Annotated in this window: 26 protein-coding genes and 1 pseudogene; 14 read left to right on the top strand and 13 right to left on the bottom strand. The window is 50.7% G+C overall.

Annotated features, from left to right (window positions below; all coding sequences use genetic code 11):
* Positions 1-56: 56 nt before the first annotated feature.
* A pseudogene (locus AC5JLP_RS06690) lies at positions 57-509 on the bottom strand (transposase); the annotation flags it as partial.
* Between the two features lie 169 nt (positions 510-678).
* Between AC5JLP_RS06690 and AC5JLP_RS06685 the strand changes: the two are divergent.
* On the top strand, positions 679-1638 hold the full coding sequence (locus AC5JLP_RS06685) for a tetratricopeptide repeat protein (protein WP_496067145.1): 960 nt from the start codon (positions 679-681) through the stop codon (positions 1636-1638).
* A gap of 231 nt (positions 1639-1869) precedes the next feature.
* Here the strand turns inward: AC5JLP_RS06685 and AC5JLP_RS06680 are convergent, their stop codons facing one another.
* Entirely contained in the window at positions 1870-2442 is a 573-nt protein-coding gene (locus AC5JLP_RS06680; protein ID WP_496067144.1) for a hypothetical protein, read from the bottom strand.
* Positions 2443-2714: 272 nt separating this feature from the next.
* On the opposite strand from AC5JLP_RS06680, the gene AC5JLP_RS06675 reads away from it, so the two are divergent.
* Positions 2715-3932, top strand: coding sequence for a chromate transporter (locus AC5JLP_RS06675; RefSeq protein ID WP_496067143.1), 1218 nt, complete (start codon positions 2715-2717; stop codon positions 3930-3932).
* A gap of 139 nt (positions 3933-4071) precedes the next feature.
* Positions 4072-5295 (top strand): DUF8838 domain-containing protein, encoded by a 1224-nt coding sequence (locus AC5JLP_RS06670; RefSeq protein ID WP_496067142.1) that lies wholly within the window; start codon positions 4072-4074, stop codon positions 5293-5295.
* A 64-nt stretch (positions 5296-5359) separates the two neighbouring features.
* Here AC5JLP_RS06670 and AC5JLP_RS06665 read toward each other — a convergent pair whose 3' ends face one another.
* Both AC5JLP_RS06665 and AC5JLP_RS06660 read right to left on the bottom strand, forming a co-directional pair.
* Positions 5360-5560, bottom strand: coding sequence for a hypothetical protein (locus AC5JLP_RS06665; RefSeq protein ID WP_496067141.1), 201 nt, complete (start codon positions 5558-5560; stop codon positions 5360-5362).
* Between the two features lie 589 nt (positions 5561-6149).
* The gene (locus AC5JLP_RS06660) at positions 6150-6443 is read right to left on the bottom strand and encodes a hypothetical protein (RefSeq protein ID WP_496067140.1); all 294 of its coding nucleotides are present in this window, start codon (positions 6441-6443) and stop codon (positions 6150-6152) included.
* Positions 6444-6846: 403 nt separating this feature from the next.
* On the opposite strand from AC5JLP_RS06660, the gene AC5JLP_RS06655 reads away from it, so the two are divergent.
* The 3 genes from AC5JLP_RS06655 to glmU all read left to right on the top strand — a co-directional run bounded on the left by AC5JLP_RS06655 (position 6847) and on the right by glmU (position 10005).
* Positions 6847-7113, top strand: a complete 267-nt coding sequence (locus AC5JLP_RS06655) for a hypothetical protein (RefSeq protein WP_496067139.1) — start codon at positions 6847-6849, stop codon at positions 7111-7113.
* A gap of 304 nt (positions 7114-7417) precedes the next feature.
* A complete protein-coding gene (locus tag AC5JLP_RS06650; RefSeq protein ID WP_496067138.1) occupies positions 7418-8440 on the top strand; it encodes an HD domain-containing phosphohydrolase in 1023 nt (340 codons plus the stop codon).
* 167 nt (positions 8441-8607) lie between these two features.
* Positions 8608-10005 carry a bifunctional UDP-N-acetylglucosamine diphosphorylase/glucosamine-1-phosphate N-acetyltransferase GlmU gene (gene glmU, locus AC5JLP_RS06645; protein ID WP_496067137.1) on the top strand — a complete coding sequence of 466 codons (1398 nt, stop codon included), beginning with the start codon at positions 8608-8610 and terminating at the stop codon, positions 10003-10005.
* Here glmU and AC5JLP_RS06640 read toward each other — a convergent pair.
* Positions 9994-11172 (bottom strand): hypothetical protein, encoded by a 1179-nt coding sequence (locus AC5JLP_RS06640; RefSeq protein WP_496067136.1) that lies wholly within the window; start codon positions 11170-11172, stop codon positions 9994-9996. The two genes, glmU and AC5JLP_RS06640, sit on opposite strands and share 12 nt — an antisense overlap.
* A 178-nt stretch (positions 11173-11350) precedes the next feature.
* On the opposite strand from AC5JLP_RS06640, the gene AC5JLP_RS06635 reads away from it, so the two are divergent.
* Entirely contained in the window at positions 11351-11833 is a 483-nt protein-coding gene (locus tag AC5JLP_RS06635; protein ID WP_496067135.1) for a hypothetical protein, read from the top strand.
* Between the two features lie 279 nt (positions 11834-12112).
* Positions 12113-13249, top strand: a complete 1137-nt coding sequence (locus tag AC5JLP_RS06630) for a ParA family protein (protein WP_496067134.1) — start codon at positions 12113-12115, stop codon at positions 13247-13249.
* 62 nt (positions 13250-13311) lie between these two features.
* Here AC5JLP_RS06630 and AC5JLP_RS06625 read toward each other — a convergent pair whose 3' ends face one another.
* The 3 genes from AC5JLP_RS06625 to AC5JLP_RS06615 form a co-directional block, all read right to left on the bottom strand.
* Entirely contained in the window at positions 13312-13557 is a 246-nt protein-coding gene (locus AC5JLP_RS06625; protein WP_496067133.1) for a hypothetical protein, read from the bottom strand.
* Between the two features lie 28 nt (positions 13558-13585).
* Complete coding sequence (locus tag AC5JLP_RS06620; RefSeq protein ID WP_496067132.1) at positions 13586-14374, bottom strand: ABC transporter permease; 789 nt, start codon at positions 14372-14374, stop codon at positions 13586-13588.
* 136 nt (positions 14375-14510) lie between these two features.
* Positions 14511-15494: an ABC transporter ATP-binding protein gene (locus AC5JLP_RS06615; RefSeq protein WP_496067131.1), complete on the bottom strand. Its 984-nt coding sequence runs from the start codon at positions 15492-15494 to the stop codon at positions 14511-14513.
* Between the two features lie 161 nt (positions 15495-15655).
* Between AC5JLP_RS06615 and AC5JLP_RS06610 the strand changes: the two genes are divergently transcribed.
* Both AC5JLP_RS06610 and AC5JLP_RS06605 read left to right on the top strand, forming a co-directional pair.
* Positions 15656-16657, top strand: coding sequence for a GNAT family N-acetyltransferase (locus AC5JLP_RS06610; RefSeq protein ID WP_496067130.1), 1002 nt, complete (start codon positions 15656-15658; stop codon positions 16655-16657).
* 307 nt (positions 16658-16964) lie between these two features.
* Positions 16965-17723: an SIMPL domain-containing protein gene (locus AC5JLP_RS06605; protein ID WP_496067129.1), complete on the top strand. Its 759-nt coding sequence runs from the start codon at positions 16965-16967 to the stop codon at positions 17721-17723.
* Between the two features lie 73 nt (positions 17724-17796).
* Here AC5JLP_RS06605 and AC5JLP_RS06600 read toward each other — a convergent pair whose 3' ends face one another.
* Complete coding sequence (locus tag AC5JLP_RS06600) at positions 17797-18162, bottom strand: single-stranded DNA-binding protein (protein WP_496067128.1); 366 nt, start codon at positions 18160-18162, stop codon at positions 17797-17799.
* Between the two features lie 373 nt (positions 18163-18535).
* Here AC5JLP_RS06600 and AC5JLP_RS06595 point away from each other — a divergent pair, with 373 nt between their 5' ends.
* The 3 genes from AC5JLP_RS06595 to mreD all read left to right on the top strand — a co-directional run bounded on the left by AC5JLP_RS06595 (position 18536) and on the right by mreD (position 21068).
* Positions 18536-19573: a rod shape-determining protein gene (locus AC5JLP_RS06595; RefSeq protein WP_496067127.1), complete on the top strand. Its 1038-nt coding sequence runs from the start codon at positions 18536-18538 to the stop codon at positions 19571-19573.
* A gap of 146 nt (positions 19574-19719) precedes the next feature.
* Positions 19720-20511 (top strand): rod shape-determining protein MreC, encoded by a 792-nt coding sequence (gene mreC, locus AC5JLP_RS06590; protein WP_496067126.1) that lies wholly within the window; start codon positions 19720-19722, stop codon positions 20509-20511.
* Positions 20508-21068, top strand: a complete 561-nt coding sequence (gene mreD, locus AC5JLP_RS06585; protein ID WP_496067125.1) for a rod shape-determining protein MreD — start codon at positions 20508-20510, stop codon at positions 21066-21068. The genes mreC and mreD overlap by 4 nt, the downstream gene beginning before the upstream one ends.
* Before the next feature lie 22 nt (positions 21069-21090).
* On the opposite strand, the gene AC5JLP_RS06580 is transcribed toward mreD, so the two are convergent.
* The 3 genes from AC5JLP_RS06580 to AC5JLP_RS06570 all read right to left on the bottom strand — a co-directional run bounded on the left by AC5JLP_RS06580 (position 21091) and on the right by AC5JLP_RS06570 (position 23423).
* Positions 21091-21348: a hypothetical protein gene (locus AC5JLP_RS06580; protein WP_496067124.1), complete on the bottom strand. Its 258-nt coding sequence runs from the start codon at positions 21346-21348 to the stop codon at positions 21091-21093.
* Between the two features lie 434 nt (positions 21349-21782).
* The gene (locus AC5JLP_RS06575; protein ID WP_496067123.1) at positions 21783-22547 is read right to left on the bottom strand and encodes an ABC transporter ATP-binding protein; all 765 of its coding nucleotides are present in this window, start codon (positions 22545-22547) and stop codon (positions 21783-21785) included.
* Positions 22548-23423, bottom strand: a complete 876-nt coding sequence (locus AC5JLP_RS06570) for an ABC transporter permease (RefSeq protein ID WP_496067122.1) — start codon at positions 23421-23423, stop codon at positions 22548-22550.
* 66 nt (positions 23424-23489) lie between these two features.
* Here AC5JLP_RS06570 and AC5JLP_RS06565 point away from each other — a divergent pair, with 66 nt between their 5' ends.
* Positions 23490-23633, top strand: a complete 144-nt coding sequence (locus AC5JLP_RS06565; RefSeq protein WP_496067121.1) for a hypothetical protein — start codon at positions 23490-23492, stop codon at positions 23631-23633.
* A 97-nt stretch (positions 23634-23730) separates the two neighbouring features.
* Here the strand turns inward: AC5JLP_RS06565 and AC5JLP_RS06560 are convergent, their stop codons facing one another.
* Positions 23731-24297, bottom strand: a complete 567-nt coding sequence (locus AC5JLP_RS06560) for a sll1618 family protein (RefSeq protein ID WP_496067120.1) — start codon at positions 24295-24297, stop codon at positions 23731-23733.
* Positions 24298-24317: the final 20 nt, after the last annotated feature.

Below are 24317 nucleotides of genomic sequence, written 5' to 3'. Positions count from 1 at the left end.
TTCACCAATTTCCTCGTGTTTATTGGGTTTCACCTACTTCTGTCAGGCAACCAGGTATACACCTCGAAGGTTAAAGGCACAATCATCCCCTCAACTAAGCCGTAAGCAGTAACGGCAACAATCCCGTTCTCCTTCTTGCCGACGTTGCCGATGTATTGTCGTTTGACGTAATCGGTACTGTTTCCCTTCTTGCAGTCGCCAGTCTCATCGATTAACAAAATCAATGCTCTGCCATTCACCACCTTGAGAATCAGTTCCAGTCATTTCTGGCGCAGTTGTTGAGCGCTCCAAGGAGATTCCGTTAAAAAGTGATGTAAGTTTTGTTGATTGTCTAAGCCAACCGCTTTAGTAATCGCGGGCAGGGACTTACGTTTGATCTCGCTGATCATGCCCAAGTGCAGAAGCTTGAAGGCTTCAAAGCTTCGCACTTCTGGAACTATCCCCTCATACAGCTGGCAGTATTCATCGACAAACCGAATCGTCGGTCGAGCCTCTCTCGAAGCTGGCATTATGTCTTGTTTGCACTCTAAACTCTCTACCTCCTATTCTAAATTCTTCTCTTCAAAGTGATTAAAGAGGGGTAAGCCAGAAAATATTTTGGTTGATCGCCAGAACAGTATCAAGGTTTATTTAGCAGGACTTACGCAAATTCTCTAAAACTAGCCCCCCAGCCCCCAAATTTGGGGGAGCAAGCACTCAAAGTCCCCCAGAATTGGGGGATTTAGGGGGCGACTGCGTAAGTCCTATTTAGTTGATTTTGGTTTTGCCCGGCCGGGTGGTGGAGAGATTGCTACTAGCAGCGTGGTCAAAGGCACGATGGGTTTTATGCCGCCAGAGCAACTATTGAACCGTGAGTTGACACAGGCTTCGGATTTATACAGTCTGGGAGTGACATTGCTGTGTTTACTGACAGGCACCCGATCGCGTGATGTCGGACAACTCATCAACGAGAACTACGGCATCAATTTTAAGAAGCTGCCTCAGCAGGGACGGGTGCTTGAGCGATGGTTGATGGAGATGACAGCACCCCAAGGAGTGGATCGCTATCTAGACGCGCGATCGGCATTGTACGCATTGCGCCAGGTGGATCTCTCTGCCACAGGCAGGCTTTGGCAGATCATTCCTGCTTTTTCCATCCATCTCCCCAAAGTGCGATCAGTCTTAGTTGTTGCTGTCCTCGCAACGATTATCAATTTTTCCCTGGCTGCTTGGAATTTGTTGAAGCAGCCACAGGCTACGTCCAGCCAGCAACCTGCCTACTATGAGCTACTGAATCAAGCTAACCTGCTTGTTGATAGACAACAATACGAAGCTGCCTTTGCGAGCTATGAAAAAGCTACCCAACTGAATCCTAAACAGGTTGAAGTTTGGTATCGTAAAGGGCTCGTGCTCACGTATTTGCGCCGCCATCAAGAAGCACTTGATTGCTTTGAGGCCGCATTACAACCAGGTATGGAATGGGGCACCTTTCCTGCTGAGCAAGTCTGGTGGAAAAAAGGGTTAACGCTTGCCAGACTTCATCGTAATGCTGAAGCAATACTTGACTACGATCGAGCCTTGCAGATCAATCCTAATTTGCCTGAAGCTCAAGTCGAGCGACAAGTGTTAGGCCAAGGAAATGTTTGGTTTAATCCTTAGCATCATGACTTATCTAAACCATCGGGTTGCTTAGGCAAATCCTTTTACCATTTACTCGAAAATGCGCTGGCTTGAGTTCCCGACGAGTGTTGCAAAACCGTGCGGGGTAAAAGGCGCGGCAGCATGATGGCTTCAACCGCCTTGCGGAAGCCGGAAATCATGTAGGGTCGATCGCGCTTTAGGGCATTTGGAGGTGACGCGATCAAACAGCAGTTACAGTTGGCGTGGAGACTAGAGCGACAGGGTTTTGAGATCCAACGCAGTACGCAGGAGTGCCTGAAGTGGAGCTCCACCCACCAGTTGTCGCCGAAACAGATCGGTCATCAGTGGTTTAATCTGGTTAGACAGGTCAAAGTCGGAATCAAGCTTATGGGCGACGCTTTTCAGGTTTGCGAGCGTTTTGGCATAGAGACCCATGTTGCCAAGAACACGCAAATGGTTTGCCAGCGCTCGTTGGAGGATGTCGTAGAAGCGCTGGCTGAAGTTAACTTGTGCCAGGTTTAGGTTGTAGTACCGAGGCAAGAGGCGATCGTCATCGCTTTCCAGTTGTGCCAGGTTGACGGGCTGTACTGGTTCTGCCAATTGCAAGGTGAGTTGAGTACAGCGTTGGGCATCGAGGTTGACGATCGCGTCTTTGAATTCGACAGTACTGAATGCTTGGCAAGCACTGCTACAATCTGTTGGCACGCAGCAAGACTTTGCGCTGATTGTGCCGTTGCCGTAGGGTTCGTCGGGTTGTCGATCGCGATCATCCAGCCAGCACAAAATGGGCGTGAGCGCATCCACTGCATTGCCGTCACGCAAACCCGTGCCACCAATTAGTTCCCGTTAAATCTTGCTGTAATCGTATTGACCAGGATTTACGCAGACTCTCTAAAACCAGCCCCCAGCACCAAGTTTGGGAAACTTTGAGTTCTCCCAAACTTGGGGGCTTAAAGCCCTTTGGGCACACAAGAAAAGGGGGCGGCTGCGTAAGTCCTATACTTATTAAAAACCATGACCAGTTTTTGGTCTCTTAAGTATAGAAAACCGTGATCGTGCAGTAGCATCTTTTGAGATAAGAATGCACAACTATCATGTCTGAGACTCAGGGAAAAGTATCGGTTGAAACACACGACACTCCTTATAAGCAACTCGCTGCCGCACGCAAGCAGCAGCGAGTAAAAGAGTTAGCATGGGTCTTTCTTAAGCTGGGAACGATCGCGTTTGGTGGCCCCGCTGCTCATATTGCCATGATGGATAATGAAGTCGTCAAGCGGCGGCAGTGGATGAGCCGAGAAGCGCTGCTGGATCTGCTCGGCGTGACTAATCTTATCCCTGGCCCCAACTCGACGGAATTGGCAATTCACATTGGCTATGAGCGTGCAGGTTGGAAGGGCTTGGTCATTGCGGGAACCTGCTTTATTCTGCCTGCCATGCTGGTTGTGTGGGCACTGGCAGCCGTTTATGTCCGCTTTCAAACCATTCCCGCTGTGGGTTGGCTGCTGTATGGCGTGAAGCCCGTCATCATTGCGATCGTACTTCAGGCATTGTGGAAGCTCGGCAAAGCAGCGATTAAGGATATGCCAACGGCGATCGCGGGACTCACAGTGCTTGCCGCCTTCTGGCTCAACGTTAACGAGATTGTACTGCTGCTGCTGGCAGGATTGGGCGTGATGCTGTACGAAAATCTGCGGCGTGGTGGCACCGGGGCCGCTGTCTTACTCCCTCTGACGGGTGTGTTGGCACAAGTAGGGACGACCACGATCGCTGTGGGCAAAGCGACCTGGCTTCAGGTGTTTTTGGTCTTTCTCAAGATTGGCTCAGTGCTCTATGGCAGTGGGTATGTGCTGCTTGCTTTCCTCCAACGTGATTTGGTAGAGCGTACTCATTGGCTCACCTCCCAACAGCTTTTGGATGCCGTCGCAATCGGGCAAATTACTCCCGGCCCTGTCTTCACCACGGCAACGTTCATTGGCTACTTGCTGGCAGGGAATGCAGGCGCAATCGCAGGCACGATCGGCATTTTCTTGCCTGCCTTTGTTTTCGTCGCGCTGGTGAATCCCTGGGTGTCCAAACTGCGGTCGTCTCCCTGGGCAAGCGGCTTTTTAGATGGCGTGAATGCGGCTTCACTGGGCTTAATGGCAGTCGTTACCTACACGCTGGCGCACGAAACGCTTGTGGATTGGTTGACCGTCCTAGTGGCATTGATCAGCGCGATCATTGTGTTTCGGTTCAAGGTCAATTCTGCATGGCTGGTGCTGGCAGGTGCCGCGATCGGGTGGTTGACGCAAACACTAGGCTGGCTTGCGTAAGTGGCTTCAACCTTTCTTCAGAAAGTACTTCTTTACCTCGTAATCACAGCTACTAGACTGAAGGTGAAGTGGCTCTGTTAGACGACGTTCGATCGCCTGACAAGGCTAGATTAACGAGAAAAAGTTCAGAGAAAAACCGATGGTTGACCTTGCCTCACCCAAACAGACGGCCTGCTTCGAACCGTCCGTCACTGTTGCCTATGATGCTGAACAGGCTGTCTTACAGCGCTATGAAGCTGGAGCACGCCAACCTGAAGCAGCGCTTTGTTGCCCTACAGATGGATACGATGCCCAATACTTGGAAAAGCTGCCATCAGAAATCATCGAAAAAGACTACGGCTGCGGCGATCCCACCAAATACGTTGCTGTGGGCGAAACCGTCGTTGATTTGGGGTCTGGAGCGGGGAAGAACTGCTACATTCTGGCGCAGAAAGTGGGTGCTACGGGACGAGTGATCGGCGTAGACTTCAATGATGAAATGCTCTCGCTGTCGCGGAAATATCTTGATGAGATGGCAGACAAGCTGGGCTATCGTAACGTCTCGTTTGTGAACGGGAAAATTCAAGATCTGGCGTTGGATCGCGATCGCGCCCAAACCTGGCTAGCAAGGTATCCCATCACCAATCTCGATCGTCTGAGTGCCTTTGAAGCCGAATGCGCCCGTTTGCGGCAGGAACACCCCTTAATTGCTGACAACAGTATTGATGTCGTCATTTCTAACTGTGTGCTTAATCTGGTGCGTCCTCAAGACAAACAGCAGTTGTTTCAAGAGATCTATCGCGTGCTGAAACGCGGTGGACGCGCCGTGATTTCTGATATCGTGTGTGACGAAGACCCAACCCTTGCCATTCTGAATGATCCCGACTTGTGGAGTGGTTGTATTGCAGGTGCTTTCCGTGAAGATACCTTTCTAGAGATGTTTGAGCAGGCTGGCTTCTACGGTGTCGAAATTTTGGTGCGTCAGGCAGAACCTTGGCAAGTCATTAATGGCATTGAATTTCGCTCCATGACGGTACGCGCCTTCAAAGGTAAAGAGGGGGACTGCTGGGAACGCAATCAGGCCGTGATCTACAAAGGCCCCTGGAAAGCAGTGCAGGACGACGATGGACATATACTCTACCGGGGTCAGCGGATGAGCGTTTGCGACAAAACGTTCAAGATCTATACTGACGCCACCAGTCCTTACCAGCAGGACATCATTCCCATCACACCGCAGACAGACATTCCTTTAGAAACGGCCCAGCAGTTTGATTGCGCGCGCGATCGCGTCCGTCACCCTCACGAAACGAAAGGAACGGACTATCACGCCACCATCACAGCCGCTTCCAATTCCTGCTGTGACCCATCGGAAAGCTGCTGTTAATCGCTCATCTATGAGTGCTGAAAAGAATGGGCTGGTTGCAGGCTCTCAATCTGCAATCAGCCCATTATTCGACAAAGCGCTGCTGGTCATCGCTTTCCATCAAGCGCTGTTTTAGTTTTCTTCGCAAGCGGTGCAATGCTCGTTTACCAATCACTGATAGAAGATAATTAGCGGCGATCGTGGGGGTTTTAAAGAATCCCAACGTGACCAGCTCATTCACGATCGCCGCGTTTTCGGGGTTCAACTCTACTCGCTGTCTGGACATGTGCGCCTGATGCTCTCTCAAAACATACGGATTTCTTTCGCCTGGTAGAGCCCTTAAACCGTCAATTTTTCGACTTTAGAGATTACAAAGAAAGCGGTTTGAATGCCAAACCTGTCAATGACAATTTTATTTGTGTCAACAACAGGGCTATTCGCCTTCTACGTCACAATCTAACCACCCTGATCGATGCTCAATGCCCAACTCTCTCACTGTGCGTGCAAGAAGCACTCTAAACCGTCCTTGAAAGCAAGGGTGCATCCTTTTACACGCCAAGTTAGTGCTGGAGCACACTGCTCTTTACATAAGTTTTACACATAGAACCGTCAACTTTACATAAAATTTACAAAATAAGTTTGGGGAACTTTTGAAGATCCTTCCCTACATGCTTAAAGCCAGTTGTGCAACCATCTACTACCGCCTTGAGCACTTAATTGTTTTGATTCGTTTGCCTATCCTCTATCGACTCATAGGTTTGCTTAGGCGCGAGTACGTTGATCCTCATCGCGTCTGCTTCCTTGCGTTGCAGGTCGCTTTCTTGCTTCAAAAGGCCAAAGCGCTGTCGTATGCCTCGATCGAGATCAAGGCCACTTTATTCCCAGGTAGAGATTGGCCTCAAAATGGCTGGAATTTCAGCCTGAGCTGGAAACTCTAGCTGGGTTTCTCGCAAGCCCAGGTAGCCCGATTCAGTGAAAGAAAGCAACATCCGCTGGAGTGCCAGCCAGACATCGGCTTCATACTCCCAATCGCGCTGGCGATGGGCTTGAGCGGCAATCGATCGCAACGCCCAAAAATAACTGTTCCGTACCACCGAACCGCCTTTTTTGTAGGCCGGTACGTCTTCGTGGTGAAGAAACACAATTTCTTGCTCAATTCTGGCTCTCATAAGGCTAGTACACCTTGTCGGAAACAACCTGTCACTTTCACAAAAGCTCAAAGGCAGAAATAACGAAGCTTTTGCCTTCCTACTTCTGCCTTTCTACACTAGGAAGGTTCGCTTTTTGCTTGACGATTTACACCGAAAGCATCGCTTTAGACAACTTATAAAGTTAGTTAAAGTTGTAGTTGCATATACAGGCACTTTAAAGTTTGTGCAGCCAGAATAGAGGCATAGAAATCTCCGAATGATTCAGAGGGATCGCTGGCAACCTGATGATCTCAATAGCGAAAGCACGGCTGCGGACAAAGCTATATCCGCAGGCTGTTGTGGTGCGAAGGTGTGGCTGTCATATTAAAGCAGCGTTTCAAACGTAACGATTTAAAACTCTAAAGATTAAACGGGTGATGAAATGGCAACTTGCCCTTTATGCTCTGACATTTTACTGCGCCATCTTCGCTCTGGTAAACCCTACTGGCTTTGTCGGCGTTGCCGCGTCGAAATTTTAGAAAAGAAAGATTTAACGGCAAAAAACTACCCTGCACACGAGGCTAGTCCCAGAGCGCTTCCACTTCCCATCCCTGCACATCACGCCGTCATCCGATTGCCAACGCTAGAGCGTGATTCCCCTGCCGGACGTGTTCAGCATCAACAGCCCTCTATGACGATCGACGTTTAGCCAGCTTCAGGCGGCTTGGTTGCCTGATCGCTCAAGTGCGTACTGCGTCCGAGGTTTGATTGTTGCACCGTGAGTAACAGCCGCAACACATCAAGCGCTTCTTTGACAGGATTTACGTTGATCCTCGTGAACTTACCCAGTTTGCAGAGCACTGATCTCCGTGAAAAGCCCGATTTCGCGCTCCTGGCAATTGCTCATACTAGAGTTCAACACCCTGATAAAAACACCACACTTGCTAGTAGCACGCAGTGAGCGGTGCTCCATTAGACGAGTGTGTTTTATCCCTATCGTGAGGTCTGCTTTAGTGAACCGCCTTTATACAGAGCGACCCAGAGTGCTTGTTGTGGATGATAATCCTTCCAGTCGGCTCACGGCAGTGGCGTTGCTGTCAGTTGAAGGCTACGACGTACTGGAGGCAGATAGTGGCCCCGCAGCGTTAGACTCTATTGTTGCAACCAATCCTGATTTAATTCTTTTGGATGTCATGATGCCTGGGATGGACGGCTTTGAAGTGTGTCGTCGCCTCAAGCAAGATGAGCAAACGCGCCTGACTCCTGTGGTTTTTGTAACCGCGTTGGACGATCGTCGTGCGCGCTTAAAAGGCATTGAAGCTGGTGGTGATGATTTTTTAACAAAACCATTTGATCAGCTTGAACTGTCTGCTCGTGTTAAATCGCTAATTCGTCAAAAACGTTTGAACGAAGATCTGGATCACGCCGAAAGAGTGCTTTTTTCGATCGCGCAGACCGTTGAAAGTCGTGATCCTAATACAGGTGACCATTGTGAACGCCTTGTGGCTCACGGCAAAGCCTTTGGAGAATTTTTGGGGCTGTCTCGTATCGAGATCCGTGATCTAATGTGGGGTGGGTATCTCCATGACATTGGCAAAGTAGGCATTCCTGATGCGATTTTGCTGAAACCAGGAAAATTTACCCCTGAAGAATGGGAGGTCATGCAGCAGCACGTACTCATTGGAGTAAAAATCTGCCAACCGTTGCGAACGATGCGCGGCGTATTGCCTATCATTCGTCATCACCACGAACGGTGGGATGGGACGGGGTATCCAGACGGTTTGGCGGGGGAGCAAATTCCTCTACTGGCGCAAATTTTTCAAATCATCGATATTTACGATGCGTTGACCAGTGAACGTCCGTATAAGAAAGCCTTTACCCCGATCGAGGCACTGACGATTTTGGACGAAGAAACCGCTAAAGGCTGGCGCAACCCTGAGTTAGTCGAGCGGTTTAGAGAATTTGTTCAATCGGCTCCAGTGCAGTCAGAGCAAGACGTGCCGCTTGAGTTATCACGCATCCCACAATCAGCCTGACCAGAATCTGACCAGCCTTGAGCCACGGAAGCCGTGCTGTTCAGGGAGAAATTAGCGGCTGAAAAGTGCCTTTACCAGGTCATGTCGGTAAGACGAATGGTATCCTGTAAAGCGTGACGAGGTGGAGCAGTGGCGCGATCGACGTGCTTCTCTCCACTGCAAACTAAGTGGCAAAAACGATCATGGTAGCGGTGGCAATTTTAGCTGCTGGACGAGGCACGCGGATGAAATCTGACTTGCCCAAGGTCTTGCACCAACTTGGAGGGAAAGCTCTGATTGAATGGGTGCTTGGTAGTCTATCAGCGGTTGAAACGGTTCGACGATTAGTCATTGTGGGCTATCAAGGCGAACTGGTTGCACAAGCGCTGATGAACGAAAAGAACAATGGCACAGCAACTCGGTTGGAATTTGTAGAGCAGCCAGAGCAACTGGGCACTGGGCATGCTGTCCAGCAGCTATTGCCTCATTTGGAAGGGTTTCAGGGCGATTTGCTGATCTTGAATGGGGATGTGCCATTGCTGCGCCCCCAAACGCTTAAGCATTTGCTACAAACCCATCGAGAGCATCACAATGCAGCCACGATTCTGACGGCTCAGTTGCCTAATCCTAAAGGTTACGGACGAGTGTTTTGCAACAGTCAAAACCTGTTGCAGCAAATTGTTGAAGACCGTGACTGCACACCAGCACAAAAGCAAAACCGTCGCATTAATGCTGGCATCTACTGCTTCCGCTGGGTTGACCTGGCTGCCGTGTTGCCAAAGCTGACTACCAATAATGACCAGCAAGAGTACTATCTGACCGATGTAGTCAACTACCTTGATCCGGTGATGGCGGTTGATGTCGAGGATTACCAGGAGATTCTCGGCATTAACGATCGCAAGCAGCTTGCCACCGCGTATGACATCCTTCAAGCCCGGATTAAAGACGACTGGATGGCCGCTGGGGTCACGTTGATTGACCCAGATAGCATCACGATCGATGATACGGTGACGTTAGAACCAGATGTCGTGATTGAACCTCAAACCCATTTGCGGGGAACGACGACAATTAGAGCTGGTAGCCGCATTGGCCCCGGTAGCCTGGTTGAAAATAGCCACATTGGTGCCAATGTAACGGTACTGTACTCGGTAGTGGTTGGCAGTACTGTGGCCGCCAACACCCGCATTGGCCCTTACACTCACTTTCGAGGGCAGGTTGAAACGGGTTCGGGTTGTCGTATTGGTAACTTTGTTGAACTGAAAAATACCAGACTGGGCGATCGTACCAATGTGGCGCACCTTTCCTACCTCGGTGATGCAACGCTGGGGCATCAGGTGAATGTGGGTGCTGGCACGATTACCGCTAACTATGACGGCGTGAAAAAGCACCGAACGCAGATTGGCGATCGCACCAAAACAGGTGCTAACAGTGTTTTAGTTGCACCGATTACGGTTGGCGAAGATGTCAATATTGCGGCTGGCTCAACGGTGACAGAGAACGTTCCAGATGATTGCCTCGTCATTGCCCGTGCCCGTCAAGTGCTTAAACCAGGCTGGAAACTTAAAGCAAAGACGTTAGAAACTTGAGCCGTTGGCAAATCCCTGGTCATAAGCCGATTCGTAGCCCATTGGCACTTGCCGCTGGTGCTGGAGTTTGGCATCCCAGTAGCCTGCTTCCCACCAGAGATAGTTCGATCGCTCACGGCTGAGGGCATAAGGGTTAATGGTCTCTGGTTGCAGCGTGAGCAAGTTCTGGCTGCGTTGATTGGCGGGTAGTCGTGCAAGCTGCTGTTGTGCGATGGTCAAAGCACGGGCGATCGCTAGCAGCCGTCGTTCTTGATCGTGGCGAATGCTGGGTTCAATGTTGCCCAGTCCGGGAGCATCCCAGCGGTTCTTCTGGGGATTCCAATAGCTCCAGACCCGCGCTTCGAGGATGGCATTCTGTCCGCTGAAGCCCTTTTGCTTGGCTTGCAGTAGGCGATCGAGGTATCCCTGATCACTCAAGGCTGCCAGGGGCGCTTGGTTCGCCAGATCCACGCCGTTGAGTGCTTCCATTAGCGTCATTCGCAGCTTTGCAGCCGTTGCCTGTCGTTCCAAAGCTGCATGTTGTACCTGTAAGCGTTGCAGTTGGCGATCGTCCGCTTCTTCAGGAGTCGAGCAGCGGTAGCGTGCTTCCCCACAGTGCTGAAACGAGAAGCTACCCAGGTTCCAAACTCCGTTGCCAGGGTCTTTGTGCCCGTAGTACGCGCGGGTTTTGCGACCGTCTGGTGTGCGTGTGCCTTCAGCATGACCTACAGTGCGGGCTACCAGTGAATTTGAGCCGCCTGCAAATAGCACTTGCCGATTAGACAAAGTACTGCGTCCCTTGCTGGCAAGTGGTGGCTTGGGCACAACAGCACTTTTTTCAGCACTTGGCTGCCGTTGCCAATCAAAATCAGCTCTCCATGCGGGAATGCAGGTCACGATAAGGAGCGCCATCCCCACCCACCCTGCATGAACCAGCAGCAGCAGTTCTCCGCGCGATCGTGCGTTTCGCGGCGGGTGAGAGGGCACAGCAGCGATCGGACGTAGCGTCTGCGGTAGAACAGCACGTTGGCGTTGATATGGTTCTTTGAGGACAGCCTGGGCGATCGACTTTCTCAAAACGACACGTTTAATCAGGACGAGTGTTCTACTTATTTTACCCTGCTGGCAGAGTGTCTCATCATATTTAGCTACTTCAACCAGCGATGCTACGCAAGTTCGGTCACTCAAAACTCAAAACTTAAAACTGAGAACTGGTACTAGTTGGGTCATCCAATGAGGTGATATAAAGTCATTCGATCGGATGAACTCAATGAATTTTGGGTAGCTTTTTGCGTAAAGCGTTCATCACGCTTCGAGTCATAAAAAGTAGCCTACTTTACCAATTCATCCTGTAAGGAGACGTTTTATGTTGCACCACTTTTCGATCGCGGCTGAAAACCCTGCTCGTGTGGCCCAAGCTCTGGCAAATCTTCTCAACGGCGAATTTGCCTCCTTCCTACCTCATCCTGGTAGCTTTATGGCGCTCTCGTTGGATCGCTATGGCACGATGATCGAGGTTTACCCTGCCGAAACGGAACTGATGCCAGGGTTTGGTGCCGAGCAGGTCACCTTTTCCAGCAATGCCTTTGCCTCGCCATTTAGTGCTACCCACGTGGCGATTTCCGTACCGCTTAGTCAAGAAGACATTGAACGCGTTGCTGCACGGGAAGGCTGGCGAGCCGTTCGTTGCAACCGTGATGGCTTCTTTGATGTCATTGAAGTTTGGGTTGAGAATAAGCTGATGCTAGAGTTTCTAACCCCTGCGATGGCTGCAAAATATACTGAGTTTATGCAGCCTCAAAACCTGGCAAAATTCTTCGAGACGGCTGGTGAATCGGTGGCGGTCTGATCTCGATCGCTAAGAGGCGCACGATCGCTTTATTCTCTTCAACAGACTCTCTGCGGTTTGAGCCAGAATCATAGCTCTACAAGAGCGCCATCTCCCTTTGCTGGCGGGTTTGCTGAAGTTAATGTCAGGAGTAAGGCGATGATTGATCGATCGCACCCACAAGCGTTTGCCATCAAGCGTTGATGAATTCGACGTTGACGATCGTGCTTTGCTGCTTGGCAGGTTTGGGATAATCTCTAGTAGCGACTATCTCTACCTGACGTGCGATCGGTGCTACCCATGCCACAGTTTGAGAACGACTCCGATTTCAAGACGGTTGTCCTACAGCACTTTGAGCAGGACGGCTGGACGGCAACCGTTGCCCCCGCCGATGTGATCGGCTACGACCTTGAGCTGACCAGAGACAGTGAGTGTGTCGCCGTGCAGGTGAAGCAGCAACGGGCAAAAGTCCACGCGGGACAGCTAGAAAAATTTATCGACTTTCTAGAGAGTCCAACAGGGGCCAAGTTCACGCGCGGCTTTCTGATCTCAGCCTCAGGCTTTACGCCCTCTGTGTTTACCTACATGCGGGCGGAAGAGGTTGTTGATGTGGCGATCGGTAGCTTCAAAGGCACCGAACTAACTTGGGAAGATGGGGATATTCCACCGCAACCGCCCAAAGCACACATCACTTACATCGGGGTCTTTACCTGTAAGGGAGGAGTGGGTAAAACAACGATCAGCGCCCACCTTGCAGGAGCCTTTGCGCTGAATGGGTATGATGTGGTGCTGATTGATCTCGATCGCCAGAGCAACTTGCGAAAACTCCTCGGTGATGGCGTGTACATTCCGGGACGCAGAGGGGGACTAGGCGCAACCATTACCGTCCTCAACCACACCGAATGGCGCGAAGAGGACTATCCCGAAACGCGAGTCGTCATTTGTGATTGCAGCCCAGAGTACGATGCCAACCCCGAAGCCTTTATCGAAAAGTTTAGCTATTGCCTGATTCCAACGACGCTAAATCCTCTTGGCATCAACAAGAACGCTGATGTAATCCGTCGCACCTTTACGGCTATTCGGCGCATCAATACTAATGCCGAACTGTTTGTCATCGTCAACAACTATCACAGCGACGAAGCCAAACGAAACGATGTGTTAAACCGCATCCTCAAGACTGAGTTTGAAACCTTAATGGCAGATGATCCCAGATGTCATTACATTGACCCTGAAACCGTCGCCATTCGCTTCAGCAAGCAGCTTTTGTACTGGGGTTATCACATTGTTGAGAACGATAAACCCCAGTTAGCCTTTCGAGAAATTGGCGGTCGATCGCTCCCTCGCACCGATTTCCTCAAGCTGCTCGATTACTTAGAAGACCACACCAACATCGAAGCTGCAAAAGCAAAGGAAATGGGCGCAGCTGGGAACAAATAACTATCGGCGCTAGCAGCCAGAAGTCAGGAGTCAGAAGAAAGCTAATGGCTGATAACGCAAACCTACTCGGCAAGCGATCGTTTGAAAATATAAAGATAGGTCAACGTGCGAATACGGCTGAACTCTCCACCATGTGCTTCGTCAATGGAATGCACTGCTACTAATTCCCAGCCACGCTGTCCCAAAAAATTTAGTCCTTCTGCAAGTTTGTATTCCTGGCCGTTCAGAGTGAGAATCCGGTGACCATTCTTACTAGGTTTCCCCTCTACTTTGACAGAGGAGTACGCTTCAAGATACTGCCACTTCATCGTTTTTTTCCTGCGCCATGTGAATCTCTCACGCTCCCATCCCCGAATATTGCTTTAAGCCCTTGTGCCACAGCCAGCGGTAAATGGCGAAAAATACAGCCGTCCAGCCGAGCATAACCAGCAATCCTTGACCGAGGTTGACAGGCAGACCGACTAGGAGACTGGCAGGAAAGTGAATCAGATAAGGGAACGGTGTCCAGAGGACGATCGCGCGCATTTGCGGCGGGTAAACTTCCAGCGGCGCTACCATGCCCGATAAAAACAAGTAAAACAGAAACCAGAACTGCTCCAACGCACTAGCACGCTCCGTCCAAAAAGCAAACATCGACAGCGTGTACTGCATCAAAAACCGTAGCGTAAACGCACAGACAGCCGCCAGGAAGAACAGGAGCAAACTGCCCAAACTGGGGAGCCAAAACGACTGCGGGTAGAGCCAGAAGAAGAGCGCAATCAGCCCAAACGCAAACGGCAACCGGGCGAAGCGCTCCGCAAAGTGGGAGAAAAAGTAGTGCCATGCGGGATCAAGCGGTTGCAGCAGACGAAACGATAGCTTGCCCTCGACAATCTCGCGTTCAAATTCCCAGATGACCCACACGACCGTGAACTGCCGCACGATGAAGGCGGCCAGAAAGTAGCGGGCAAAATCAACGGGTGTTAAGCCAAAGTTTCCCGTCGTGGCTGCTTGCATCCAGATGCCCATCAGAATGATTGGGAGCGATCCCGACAGCACCCACAGCAACAGCTCAGCACGGTACTCCACCATGTAGGCGTAGTAGACAGAAGACATGGTACGGGCGATGTTGATGATGCGATTCATGGGAGTGGGGAAAGGGAAGTTTTGAGTTTTGAGTTTTAAGTTTTGAGTTTGCAGTCAGGAGTTAAAAGAGTTTTGAGTTTAGTTAATTGTGACTCCTCCTACCTCTCACCTCTCACCGCTCCCTTCCCTTCTACCTTCATGCAGCCACTCCCGATCGCAAGACTCGTCCAATCACTTCTTCGATCGGGGGTTCTGTGACTGCCAGATCGACAATTTCCAGCTCCGATAGCAGCTTGGCAACCGTGCGTGTGAGACGCTCTTGAGGCACTAAAAATTTGGCGATCGCCCCCTCGACCGACTCCAAATCGCCATATAAAGACAACTGTTCGCGGGGGTAGAGATGTGCCAGTTCCACGTTCACTTCGCGGCAGGGGGCAAAGCGATCGACCAGACCATCCAGGCTACCATCGTAGATTAATTGCCCCTGGTGGATAACCAGCACCCGCTGACAGAGCGCTGTGATATCTGCCATGTAGTGACTGGTCAATAAAACCGTCGCCTGATAGCGCTGATTATACTCGCGCAAAAACTCACGGACGCTAACCTGAGCATTCACATCCAAGCCCAGCGTTGGTTCGTCTAGAAACAGAACGTGCGGCTGATGAATCAGGGCTGCTAGTAGCTCGGCTTTCATCCTTTCACCCAGGGACAATTTACGCACGGCTTGAGTCAACTTGCCTTCGAGAGACAGCATTTCGGTGAGTTCACCTACTCGCATTTTGAAGTCGCGATCGCTGATCCCATACACGGCTGCATTAATTCGCAGGGAATCCAGCGCAGGTAAGTCCCAAATCAACTGCTGCTTCTGCCCCATCACCAACGTAATTTTTTGCAAAAACGCAAATTTGCGCTGAAAAGGGACATGCCCTGCCACAGTGACCCGTCCTGCTGATGGGTGAATGAGTCCAGTCAGCATTTTCAACGTGGTGGTCTTTCCCGCTCCGTTCGCACCCAGAAAGCCCACTACTTCTCCTGGCTCGATCGCAAACGAAATGGCTTGAACAGCTTTGATCTGACGATACGTGCGGCGGAAAAAATGCTGCACCGTCCCTTTCAGCCCCGGCTCTTTCACTGCAACGGGATAGAGCTTGCTCAAGTTTTCCGCCAAAATTACAGGCATTCTTCTACTCTTGCTACGAAATTGACCTGATTCAACGTGTAGTCATGCAGGCGCATAGAGTTGCCACGCGATCGACACCTCTTCTTTATAGTCCCTAGACGCGATCGCTTGCAGCCTCTTGCGATTGAAATTGGCGGTTAGAAATTAACGGAGCCTCTACCGTGTCTACCTTACTCTCAACCAGCCTCATCATGCGTTCCTACGCTGGTGAAGCGGATTTGCCCATGATCGCTGACCTACTCAATGCTTGCGAAGCGATCGATCGCCTGGATGCAGGCACCTCAGTTGAAGAACTACGTCAAGAATTTGCTGATCCTGATTGGGATCTAAACCGTGATATTTATTTGTGGGAGGATGAAACCCGCTTGCTCGGTTTTGGGGCGGTTTGGGTGTTGCCACCCAGCGAAAATCACAGTGGCTTTTTGTGGTTTAACGTTCACCCAACTGTACGAGGAAGCGCCCTAGAAAACCAAATTCTCGCCTGGAGTGAGCAACGAATGCGTGAAGTGGCTCATGAGCGTGGTGTTTGTGTCAATCTTCAAACAGGTGCTCGTGTTGGTCATCACTACCGAGTCTCGCTACTCGAACAGCATGGCTTTGTACGTGAACGCTATTTCTACCGCATGACCCGCTCATTAGCAGAACCCATCCCAACGGCTCAGTTTCCAGAAGGGTTTAGCGTGCGCCACGTAGACTGCGATCGCGATGCCGAAGCCTGGGTTGAAATGTTCAATCAGTCATTCATCGACCACTGGAATCATCACCCTCTGACGATCGCACAGTTCAAGCATTACCGGACTGAGCCAGACTACAATCCCGCGCTCGATCGAATTGCCATTGCCGCCGATGGCACCTTTGCCGCCTTTTTCACAGGTCAAATCTACCTCAAAGACAATCAGCGCAACGGGCGCAACGAAGGTTGGATCAACGTATTGGGCACTCGTCGAGGGTTCCGTCGCTTGGGGCTAGGTCGTGCCATGCTGCTCTCAGGGTTAGAGCAGCTAAAGGCGATCGGCGTTGAAACTGCCCTTCTGGGCGTAGATTCCAAAAACCCATCGGGAGCATTGCGGCTGTACGAGTCCGTTGGCTTTACTCAACTCCACACGTCGATCTCCTACACGAAGGAGGTGAAGGGTGAGGGGCAGGGGAAGCAGGGGGAGTAGGGAGGAAGGACGTTTTGAGTTGAAGAGCTATCAGCGTCTAGCATAGAAGTTTTGAGTTTTGAGTTGGAAGAAGGATAAAAGGTGAAGGACAAGAAGTTTTGAGTTTAGAAGCTTGCTCCCTTGCTTTCCCTGCCCCCCTTGCTTCCCCTGCTTCCCTAGCTCCCTCCAAATCCCGACTCCCAACTCTCTCGTGCCTCCAACAAGTTGCCAAAACGGTAACCAAACATACTTTCTTACAATTCAGTGGCAGAGTGGATACATTCAAACCATTTCACTTCATTGGTCTTTGTGAGGAGAACCTAGCGTGATGCCTTCAACCCTTTCAACTGTAAAAGCGATTTCCTGGAAACGCGTTCAAAAGCTGGTTGTTAGTGCTGGCTTTTTGAGTCTTGCGTTTGCAAACCCTGTATTGGCACAAGAAAAATTGACACCAGAAAAGATGCTGCGAACGTTAACCGTGACAGGGCGTGGTACCGAAATGGTCGCCACAACCATTACTCAGGTGCGTCTGGGCGTAGAAGCGCAGGGTAAAACAGCAAATGGGGTGCAGCAAGAAGTGGCGCGACGATCGAATGCGGTCGTCAACTTGCTCAAGTCCCGTCAGGTAGACAAGCTCGAAACGACAGGCATTAACCTCAATCCCACGTATCAGTACGACAACGGCAAGCAAGCGCTGACGGGCTACTCTGCCAGCAACATTGTGAGCTTTCGCATTGTCACTTCCAAAGCGGGAACGCTACTGGATGAAGCGGTAAAAGCAGGGGCATCCCGGATCGATGGGGTAAGCTTTATTGCTACGGATGAGGCGATCGCGGCCACCCAAAAAGCCGCTCTACGTGAAGCGACTCAAGATGCCCAATTACAAGCAGATGCTGTGTTTAGCGCCCTCAACCTGAGCAAAGGACAGATTGTTAGCATTCAGGTGAACGGTGCCTCTACACCTCCACCACGGCCACTCTTCAAGGCTGATGCCCTAGAAGCCAGAACTGCGGCAGCTCCACCAACCCCCGTTCTTGGGAGTGAACAGGAGGTAGAGGCATCTGTAACGTTACAGATCAGCTACTAGGAGAACGTTTGAATGCCTCGTTTTGAGTTTTGAGTGCTCTCAAAGGCTTATGCAACTCAAAACTCAAAATTCCTTAAAATTCGTCGTCATAACCACCCGTGCTCGAGCCAGCCTCGTTATCGCGCTTCGATCCCAACAGATCTAGCCGTTCGACGCGAATGACGGGTCTGGAGCGATCGTCCCCTGTATTACGGTCTTTCCAGATGTCAAACTTCAACGCGCCCGAAACGCCGATGAGACTACCTTTGCGGACATAGTTTGCAGCGACCTCAGCCGTCTTGCCCCACAGCTCCAAATTAAACCAATCCGGCTGGTCGTTGTTGCGCGTTTTACGATTAACCGCCAGCGTGAGACTACATTTCACACTACCCGATTCAAAATATTTGACATCCGGATCTCCACCAACACGACCGACCAGGGTAACAGCATTCAAACTCATAGCGTTTCTATAGGTTTCTGTAAGGTTTAGTGTAAACAATAGTTTGGACTAACGGCTTCCCATTCTAAAGCTGGGATGTCATATCGTTTAGTACAAATGTATTTTAACAACGAATAGTTGTTTCAGGAAACTGTATGTTTTTTGCATAGCTTTAAGCGTCATTGAATCAGTTTTGGCATGGCTTGGCTCGTAACGTTTTGCTAGTGGGTACAGTAGGCTGAACGCCATCTCTCTTTGACCTGATTCGCATCATTAAGATGCTAGCTAACTGGACGCAAGACTAAAAACATAATAAGATCCAACCTTGATTGCATCTATAGTTGTATACGGCAGCATCAGTCATACCGAAGTTATTTGAGAGGCATAGAGGCTAGTGGGACTTTTTAGTCGCTTTTCCCTTTCGCGGGATATGGGCATTGACCTTGGAACAGCAAATACATTGGTTTATGTGTCGGGCAAAGGCATTGTCCTGCAAGAGCCATCCGTTGTTGCGATGGATCAGGATTCAAAACTGCCACTGGCGGTCGGAGAAGATGCCAAACGGATGCTGGGCCGAACTCCTGGCAACGTGATTGCACTGCGCCCTCTTCGCGATGGTGTGATCGCTGACTTCGACACTGCCGAACTGATGCTAAAGCACTTTATTACGCGGGTTCACGAAGGTAAAACCCTCGTATCGCCTCGTATCGTGATTGGGATCCCCAGTGGTGTCACGGGCGTTGAGCGCCGAGCGGTTATGGATGCGGCCTCTCAAGCAGGCGCTAGAGATGTTTATCTAATTGATGAACCAGTGGCCGCTGCGATCGGTGCTGGGTTGCCTGTAGCCGAGCCAACTGGCAATATGATTATTGACATTGGCGGCGGTACGACTGAAGTGGCAGTTTTGAGCTTGCAGGGGACGGTACTCAGTGAATCTGTACGCGTAGCGGGTGATGAACTGAGCGAATCGATCGCTCAGTACATGAAGAAGGTGCATAACCTGGTCATCGGGGAACGCACGTCTGAAGAAATCAAGATTACGATCGGGTCTGCCTACCCGGTGGATGACGACACCACAATGGAGGTTCGCGGTCTGCACCTGCTCTCTGGCCTTCCTCGCACCGTTGCAGTCAAGGCTCCCGAAATCCGTGAAAGCATGTCGGAACCGCTAGCTGTGATTGTCGATGCAGTGAAGCGCACGTTAGAACGGACTCCACCAGAATTAGCCGCAGATATTATCGATCGGGGTATTATGTTGGCAGGCGGCGGCGCGCTCTTAAAAGGCATCGATACGCTTATTAGCCACGAGACAGGAATTGTTGTTCACGTAGCCGCAGATCCATTGAGCTGTGTTGTGCTCGGTACAGGGCGTGTCTTAGAAAACTTCAAGCAACTGGAGCGTGTCTTCAGTGGGCGATCGCGCAACTTTTAGACAGTCCCTTGAGTCATTGGATTAAGCTATTAAAGTCTGTCAAGCTTTTTTGTTCGCCATTCTTGTCAATCTTCCTGGGTCGTCCGTGTTTCCTTCTGTTGATCACTGGATTCAGTTAACGCTCGCTTAGCGCCTAAATTGCCTGCATGTATACCTTGCGCCGCTGGTGGGATCGGCACCGGCTTAGAATTATTCTAGCGAGCATGGCTGTTGGCTCTGCTTTGCTGATTCGGCAAACTCAAGCGACACCGCTGTTTGAAGTTTATCAATTACTCTCCCGCACGTTTCAACCAAACTTGGCGAAGCAAACGCTGCTTGAGAATGCTCAGTTTCAAGAATTGCAGCAGAGGCTCACTGAATTAGAGAGCCAGAACCAGCGCTTACGTGAACTGCTGGGCTATGTATCGGATGCGAAACAGCCTGGTATTACGGCACCTGTGGTTGGGCGGAGTGCCGACCATTGGTGGCAGCAGCTAATTTTAGGGCGAGGCAGTAATGACAAGATTAAGGTTGGCGATGTGGTGATGGCTCCTGGGGGCGTCGTTGGTCGCATCACAAGCGTTACCCCCAATACGAGTCGCGTCCTGTTGCTGAGCGACCCCTCTAGTCGCATTGGCGTTACAATTAGTCGCAGCCGTTTTATGGGCTACATGCGCGGGCAATCAACGAGCCACGCCGTTATGGAGTTTTTTGATAAGGTACCGGATGTCCGCCGGGGCGATGTGGTGTCTACGTCTACCTTAAGTCAGCTCTTCCCGTCCGGGATGCCTGTCGGGCGTGTAGAGTCCGTTAATCTCAACAAAAGCCCAGCCCCCGAAGCGACGATCGAGCTTTCAGCTCCTGTCAGCTTTTTGGAATGGGCCGTGGTTTATGCCCACGACCAGACCGCTCAGCCAACCGTCTTACCTAACCCAGCGCCTGCTCAAAAGCTGCCATGAAAAGTGAGTCGTTAGCGAGCACCTGGCAGGAGCATCCACTGCAACGGCTGTTAGTCAATGGCACTGTCACTGTTGGTTCATTACTCTTGTGCCTGCTGATTTTGCCCACTCGGTTACCGGGCATGGAGCTGGCTGGCATTGGGCCTAACTGGCTTCTCATTTGGGTAGTGGCTTGGAGCGTTAACCGCACCATGTTTCAGGGCGCTTTGGCTGGGCTGGTGTTGGGCTTAATTCAAGACGGTATGACATCGCCTGCGCCTACCCACATCTTTAGCCTCATGGTGGTTGGCGTTCTAACGGCACGTTTGCGTAAAGGTCGTTACATTCAGGAAGACTTTATTTCAGTTGCACTGATTGCCTTTGGCACGGCTGTGATTGCTGAAACGGTGATGGCGATTCAATACAGCTTTCAGGCCGATCGCTCGTTAGTGGAAATCTGGACGTATCATCAGCTCATTGCCCTAAGCTCTGCCATTCTCAGCAGCCTGTGGGCACCCGTCGTCTACTTTCCACTAAATCGCTGGTGGCAGTGGATTGAGAGCCTGGAACAACCGTAGTGAAAGCAAGCGATCGTGTGGCTTAGACTTCTACAAGCGACAGCAACCGCGAGAACCAATAGACAATTTCTGGATCGCAGTGGGTGGTCAGGCGGGCAATATCACTAGCAAGCTGATAAGCCATTTCGGCTTTGGGATGCTGGCTCAGTTGTGCGTGTTGCAGTAGAGCCGTCTTTAGATCACCAGGATAGGCAGGCAGACTATGCTCGTCTAAACGCTGAATCTTGCTCAGAATCGGACTCCAGTCAATCTCTTGGCTAGTCGTTACGCTGGTATTCATAGGGAAAATCCTTAAAGCTTTTTATGTTGGTCGGCTGCGATCATTTCCTCTAGCCTAAGCGCTGCCGACTCATTAAAGCAAACACTCTTTGTTGTTATAACCATCACTTAAGTTTATGGTACAGCGTTGAATTCAATAGAGTACAGCTTTGTGCGAAGTGCGAAGTTCGCTTACAGCAGTTTTCAGATGAATACGCCACGCTTGCAGATTTTCTCAGCCCCCTAAATCCCCCAATTCTGGGGGACTTTGACTCTGATTCCCCCCAGAATTGGGGGGTTAGGGGGGCAAAAGCGGCTATAAGACGTGGGTCATGAGGAGCAAAATTGTCCTAACCCCGATGGCACCTGCTACACCGAGCCTCGCCACATGATTGCAGCGCCTTCATTGATCCTCGCTCCTGAAGCACGGCTTAAATTCAATGCTCTCGCAGTGATTTACGCGTGACGTAACCCCATGTCTAGCTTGCGATCGACCGCACTCAAGTAGGCGGCAGCAGTTTCATCGGCACGCCCCATCGCGCGAATACGACCTCGATCGAGCCAGATCACACGATCACAAGAGCGATAGATATCTTCCATGCTGTGGGAAACCAGCAGTACGGTCGCGTTACCGTCCCATAGCTGCTCCATCCGCTGCTTGCACTTTTGCTTAAAACTTTCGTCCCCCACTGACAGCACTTCGTCCAAAATCAAAATGTCAGGCTGCACATCGGTTGCAATCGCAAACCCCAATCGGGCAGTCATACCGGACGATAGCGCCTTCACAGGAGCCGACTCATAGTCTTCTAACTCCGCAAACTCCAGAATGTAGGGTGCCCTCGCTAGCATTTCATCGCGCCGGAACCCTAGCAGCACGCCGTAGAGAACGATATTTGCCATCACGCTCATTTCGCTATCAAAGCCTGCACCTAGCTCAATGAGTGGAGCAATCTGCCCTCTGACGCGCAAAGAGCCGTGAGTCGGCTGTAAAATGCCCGAAATCAGCTTGAGCAAGGTTGACTTACCAGAGCCATTAGCGCCAATGATGCCAACTTTTTCACCAGGCGCGATCGACAAATTAATACTATCCAGCACCAGTTTACGGGCAGGCTTGCGATATTTGCCCTCGACAAACGATAGCAATGTTTTTTTTAAGTCATACGAAAACTCTTCCTGAGTTCGTCGTAAGAGCGACACTTGATCGAGGCGAATTACTTCCATCTAGAGTAAGTCCATAAACTGCGGTCGCCACCACCTGAAGCAACTCCAACCCAGCCCAAAAATCACTAAACCGCCCAGCAGAGCTTGCGCCAGCATAATCGGTTCTGGGGGTACGCCTGAAAGCACAATCTGACGAGTGCTTTCAATAATGGGAACAAGCGGATTCAGGTTTAAAAAAGGTCTGATTTGAGCAGGCACAATGGAAGCGGGATAAAACACGGGACTACTAACCCACAGCACAAAGACAACCAACTCATAGAAGTAAGGCAAGTCTCGGAAGAACACAAATAGTGCGCTCACCAAAAACCCAACGCCTAAACAGACCAGTGTGAGAGCCAACAGCGGAAGGGGAAAAATAATCAGGTTAATCAAGCTATTCTTGGCGATCGTTGCGACCAGTTCCAACAAAGACATCGGAGCCGTCAGGTTAGACAGCACGTGATGTCTCACATTGACGATCGTGACAATGACCAACAATGGCATAGGCCCAACCAGAAACTGAAAAACGTTTGCAGCATTCACGGAGACTGGGAAAACACTGATCGGCAACCGAATCTTGTTCAACAGTGGCCCATTGCCGACAACGCTTGTGAGGGATTGCGACGTTGCGGCTGAAAAGAAGTTAATAATCGTCAGCCCTGTAAATGCAGACATGGCATAACGAAACAGCGAACCGCCGTATTGAGTTGCAAAAACTCCGCCAAAAATAGCGGTGTAAAGCAACGTCATGGTCAGGGGGTTAAGTAGCGACCAGAACACCCCTAAAACAGAGCCACGGTAACGAGCGCTTAGGTTACGTTCTACCAAAACACGAAGCAACTCCCAATACCGCTGTGCCTCAGAGCGAGACAGGTTTTTCTGAACTGAGATTGCCATGCTTAAGTAAAACCGAACGAATGTCTGATTGTCATTGCTAATCTAAATTCCCTGGAATTGGTGCCAATGTCAACTAGTCTGCACGCTGATTTAAGGGCGATCGCGTCCATCCAGGTAAAAAGTAGAAGCGCAAAAGTAAGCTGTGTTCACTGCACGCTGGCGATCGTTGACGACGAAAATGAGCGCAGGGTTCCATGCATGGACGGTTAAAGTGGCTGAACATTTGGCATAAGCGAAACGTTCTTCCTGACAGCGGTTGATAGGCTACGAAAGCTTTATCAGTCAACCAGAATTATGGGTTTTACCGTTAGCGTTCTGAACGAACGGTTAGCTCACTCATGCCGCTTTCGCTCAGGGCACGCTGAATAGCTTGTTGCTGCTCCAGGTCATAGCCCCAGCGCTTTAAGAAGGGTCGATACTCGCCTGCCCCCATTTCAATGGCATGGGTTAACTGCTGCGCTTCTACCCATACTTGAGGCAACTGAAGTTGTTGAATTAACTGCAACGTCCGCGATCGCACTCGGTCTGACCCTTTTGCCATCGGTTCGTCCTGATTGCGACGATGAGTGATTGCCATTGCCGTAGACATCGCCAAATTTTTCACCAGCAGCGGTGCGACAATCGTGGGTGCTGTTTGCAGTGCTGTCAGGATGGCTGGGTCTGGCTGATCTGCCAGTGGACGATCGTCACTCAAGTACGTCACAAAGAAGCCGCGCGCGCCGTTCTCACTGCTAACCAACGCCTGCACCGTTGTCTCCAAGGTTGCTGCCGAAACGTTGCCTTGCTCAAGCGTGTCTAAAAGCGTCTGCGACAGCGCGATCGCCTCTGTAAAGCTTACCGGATCAGGAATGGTGAAACCAGACTCAACTGCCATCTTCTCAAGTTCTGTCGATA

The sequence above is a fragment of the Stenomitos rutilans genome, assembly GCF_059505485.1.
Note: the sequence above shows the minus strand (reverse complement) of the source record. Positions and strands in the feature narration are given on the sequence as shown.

Coding starts and splice junctions, on each gene's coding strand:
- AC5JLP_RS06675 (WP_496067143.1), top strand. CDS start 2,715: ATGTCTGAGACTCAGGGAAAAGTATCGGTTGAAACACACGACACTCCT.
- AC5JLP_RS06670 (WP_496067142.1), top strand. CDS start 4,072: ATGGTTGACCTTGCCTCACCCAAACAGACGGCCTGCTTCGAACCGTCC.
- AC5JLP_RS06665 (WP_496067141.1), bottom strand. CDS start 5,560: ATGTCCAGACAGCGAGTAGAGTTGAACCCCGAAAACGCGGCGATCGTG.
- AC5JLP_RS06660 (WP_496067140.1), bottom strand. CDS start 6,443: ATGAGAGCCAGAATTGAGCAAGAAATTGTGTTTCTTCACCACGAAGAC.
- AC5JLP_RS06655 (WP_496067139.1), top strand. CDS start 6,847: ATGGCAACTTGCCCTTTATGCTCTGACATTTTACTGCGCCATCTTCGC.
- AC5JLP_RS06635 (WP_496067135.1), top strand. CDS start 11,351: ATGTTGCACCACTTTTCGATCGCGGCTGAAAACCCTGCTCGTGTGGCC.
- AC5JLP_RS06630 (WP_496067134.1), top strand. CDS start 12,113: ATGCCACAGTTTGAGAACGACTCCGATTTCAAGACGGTTGTCCTACAG.
- AC5JLP_RS06625 (WP_496067133.1), bottom strand. CDS start 13,557: ATGAAGTGGCAGTATCTTGAAGCGTACTCCTCTGTCAAAGTAGAGGGG.
- AC5JLP_RS06620 (WP_496067132.1), bottom strand. CDS start 14,374: ATGAATCGCATCATCAACATCGCCCGTACCATGTCTTCTGTCTACTAC.
- AC5JLP_RS06615 (WP_496067131.1), bottom strand. CDS start 15,494: ATGCCTGTAATTTTGGCGGAAAACTTGAGCAAGCTCTATCCCGTTGCA.
- AC5JLP_RS06605 (WP_496067129.1), top strand. CDS start 16,965: ATGCCTTCAACCCTTTCAACTGTAAAAGCGATTTCCTGGAAACGCGTT.
- AC5JLP_RS06600 (WP_496067128.1), bottom strand. CDS start 18,162: ATGAGTTTGAATGCTGTTACCCTGGTCGGTCGTGTTGGTGGAGATCCG.
- mreC (WP_496067126.1), top strand. CDS start 19,720: ATGTATACCTTGCGCCGCTGGTGGGATCGGCACCGGCTTAGAATTATT.
- mreD (WP_496067125.1), top strand. CDS start 20,508: ATGAAAAGTGAGTCGTTAGCGAGCACCTGGCAGGAGCATCCACTGCAA.
- AC5JLP_RS06580 (WP_496067124.1), bottom strand. CDS start 21,348: ATGAATACCAGCGTAACGACTAGCCAAGAGATTGACTGGAGTCCGATT.
- AC5JLP_RS06575 (WP_496067123.1), bottom strand. CDS start 22,547: ATGGAAGTAATTCGCCTCGATCAAGTGTCGCTCTTACGACGAACTCAG.
- AC5JLP_RS06570 (WP_496067122.1), bottom strand. CDS start 23,423: ATGGCAATCTCAGTTCAGAAAAACCTGTCTCGCTCTGAGGCACAGCGG.
- AC5JLP_RS06565 (WP_496067121.1), top strand. CDS start 23,490: ATGTCAACTAGTCTGCACGCTGATTTAAGGGCGATCGCGTCCATCCAG.
- AC5JLP_RS06560 (WP_496067120.1), bottom strand. CDS start 24,297: ATGGCAGTTGAGTCTGGTTTCACCATTCCTGATCCGGTAAGCTTTACA.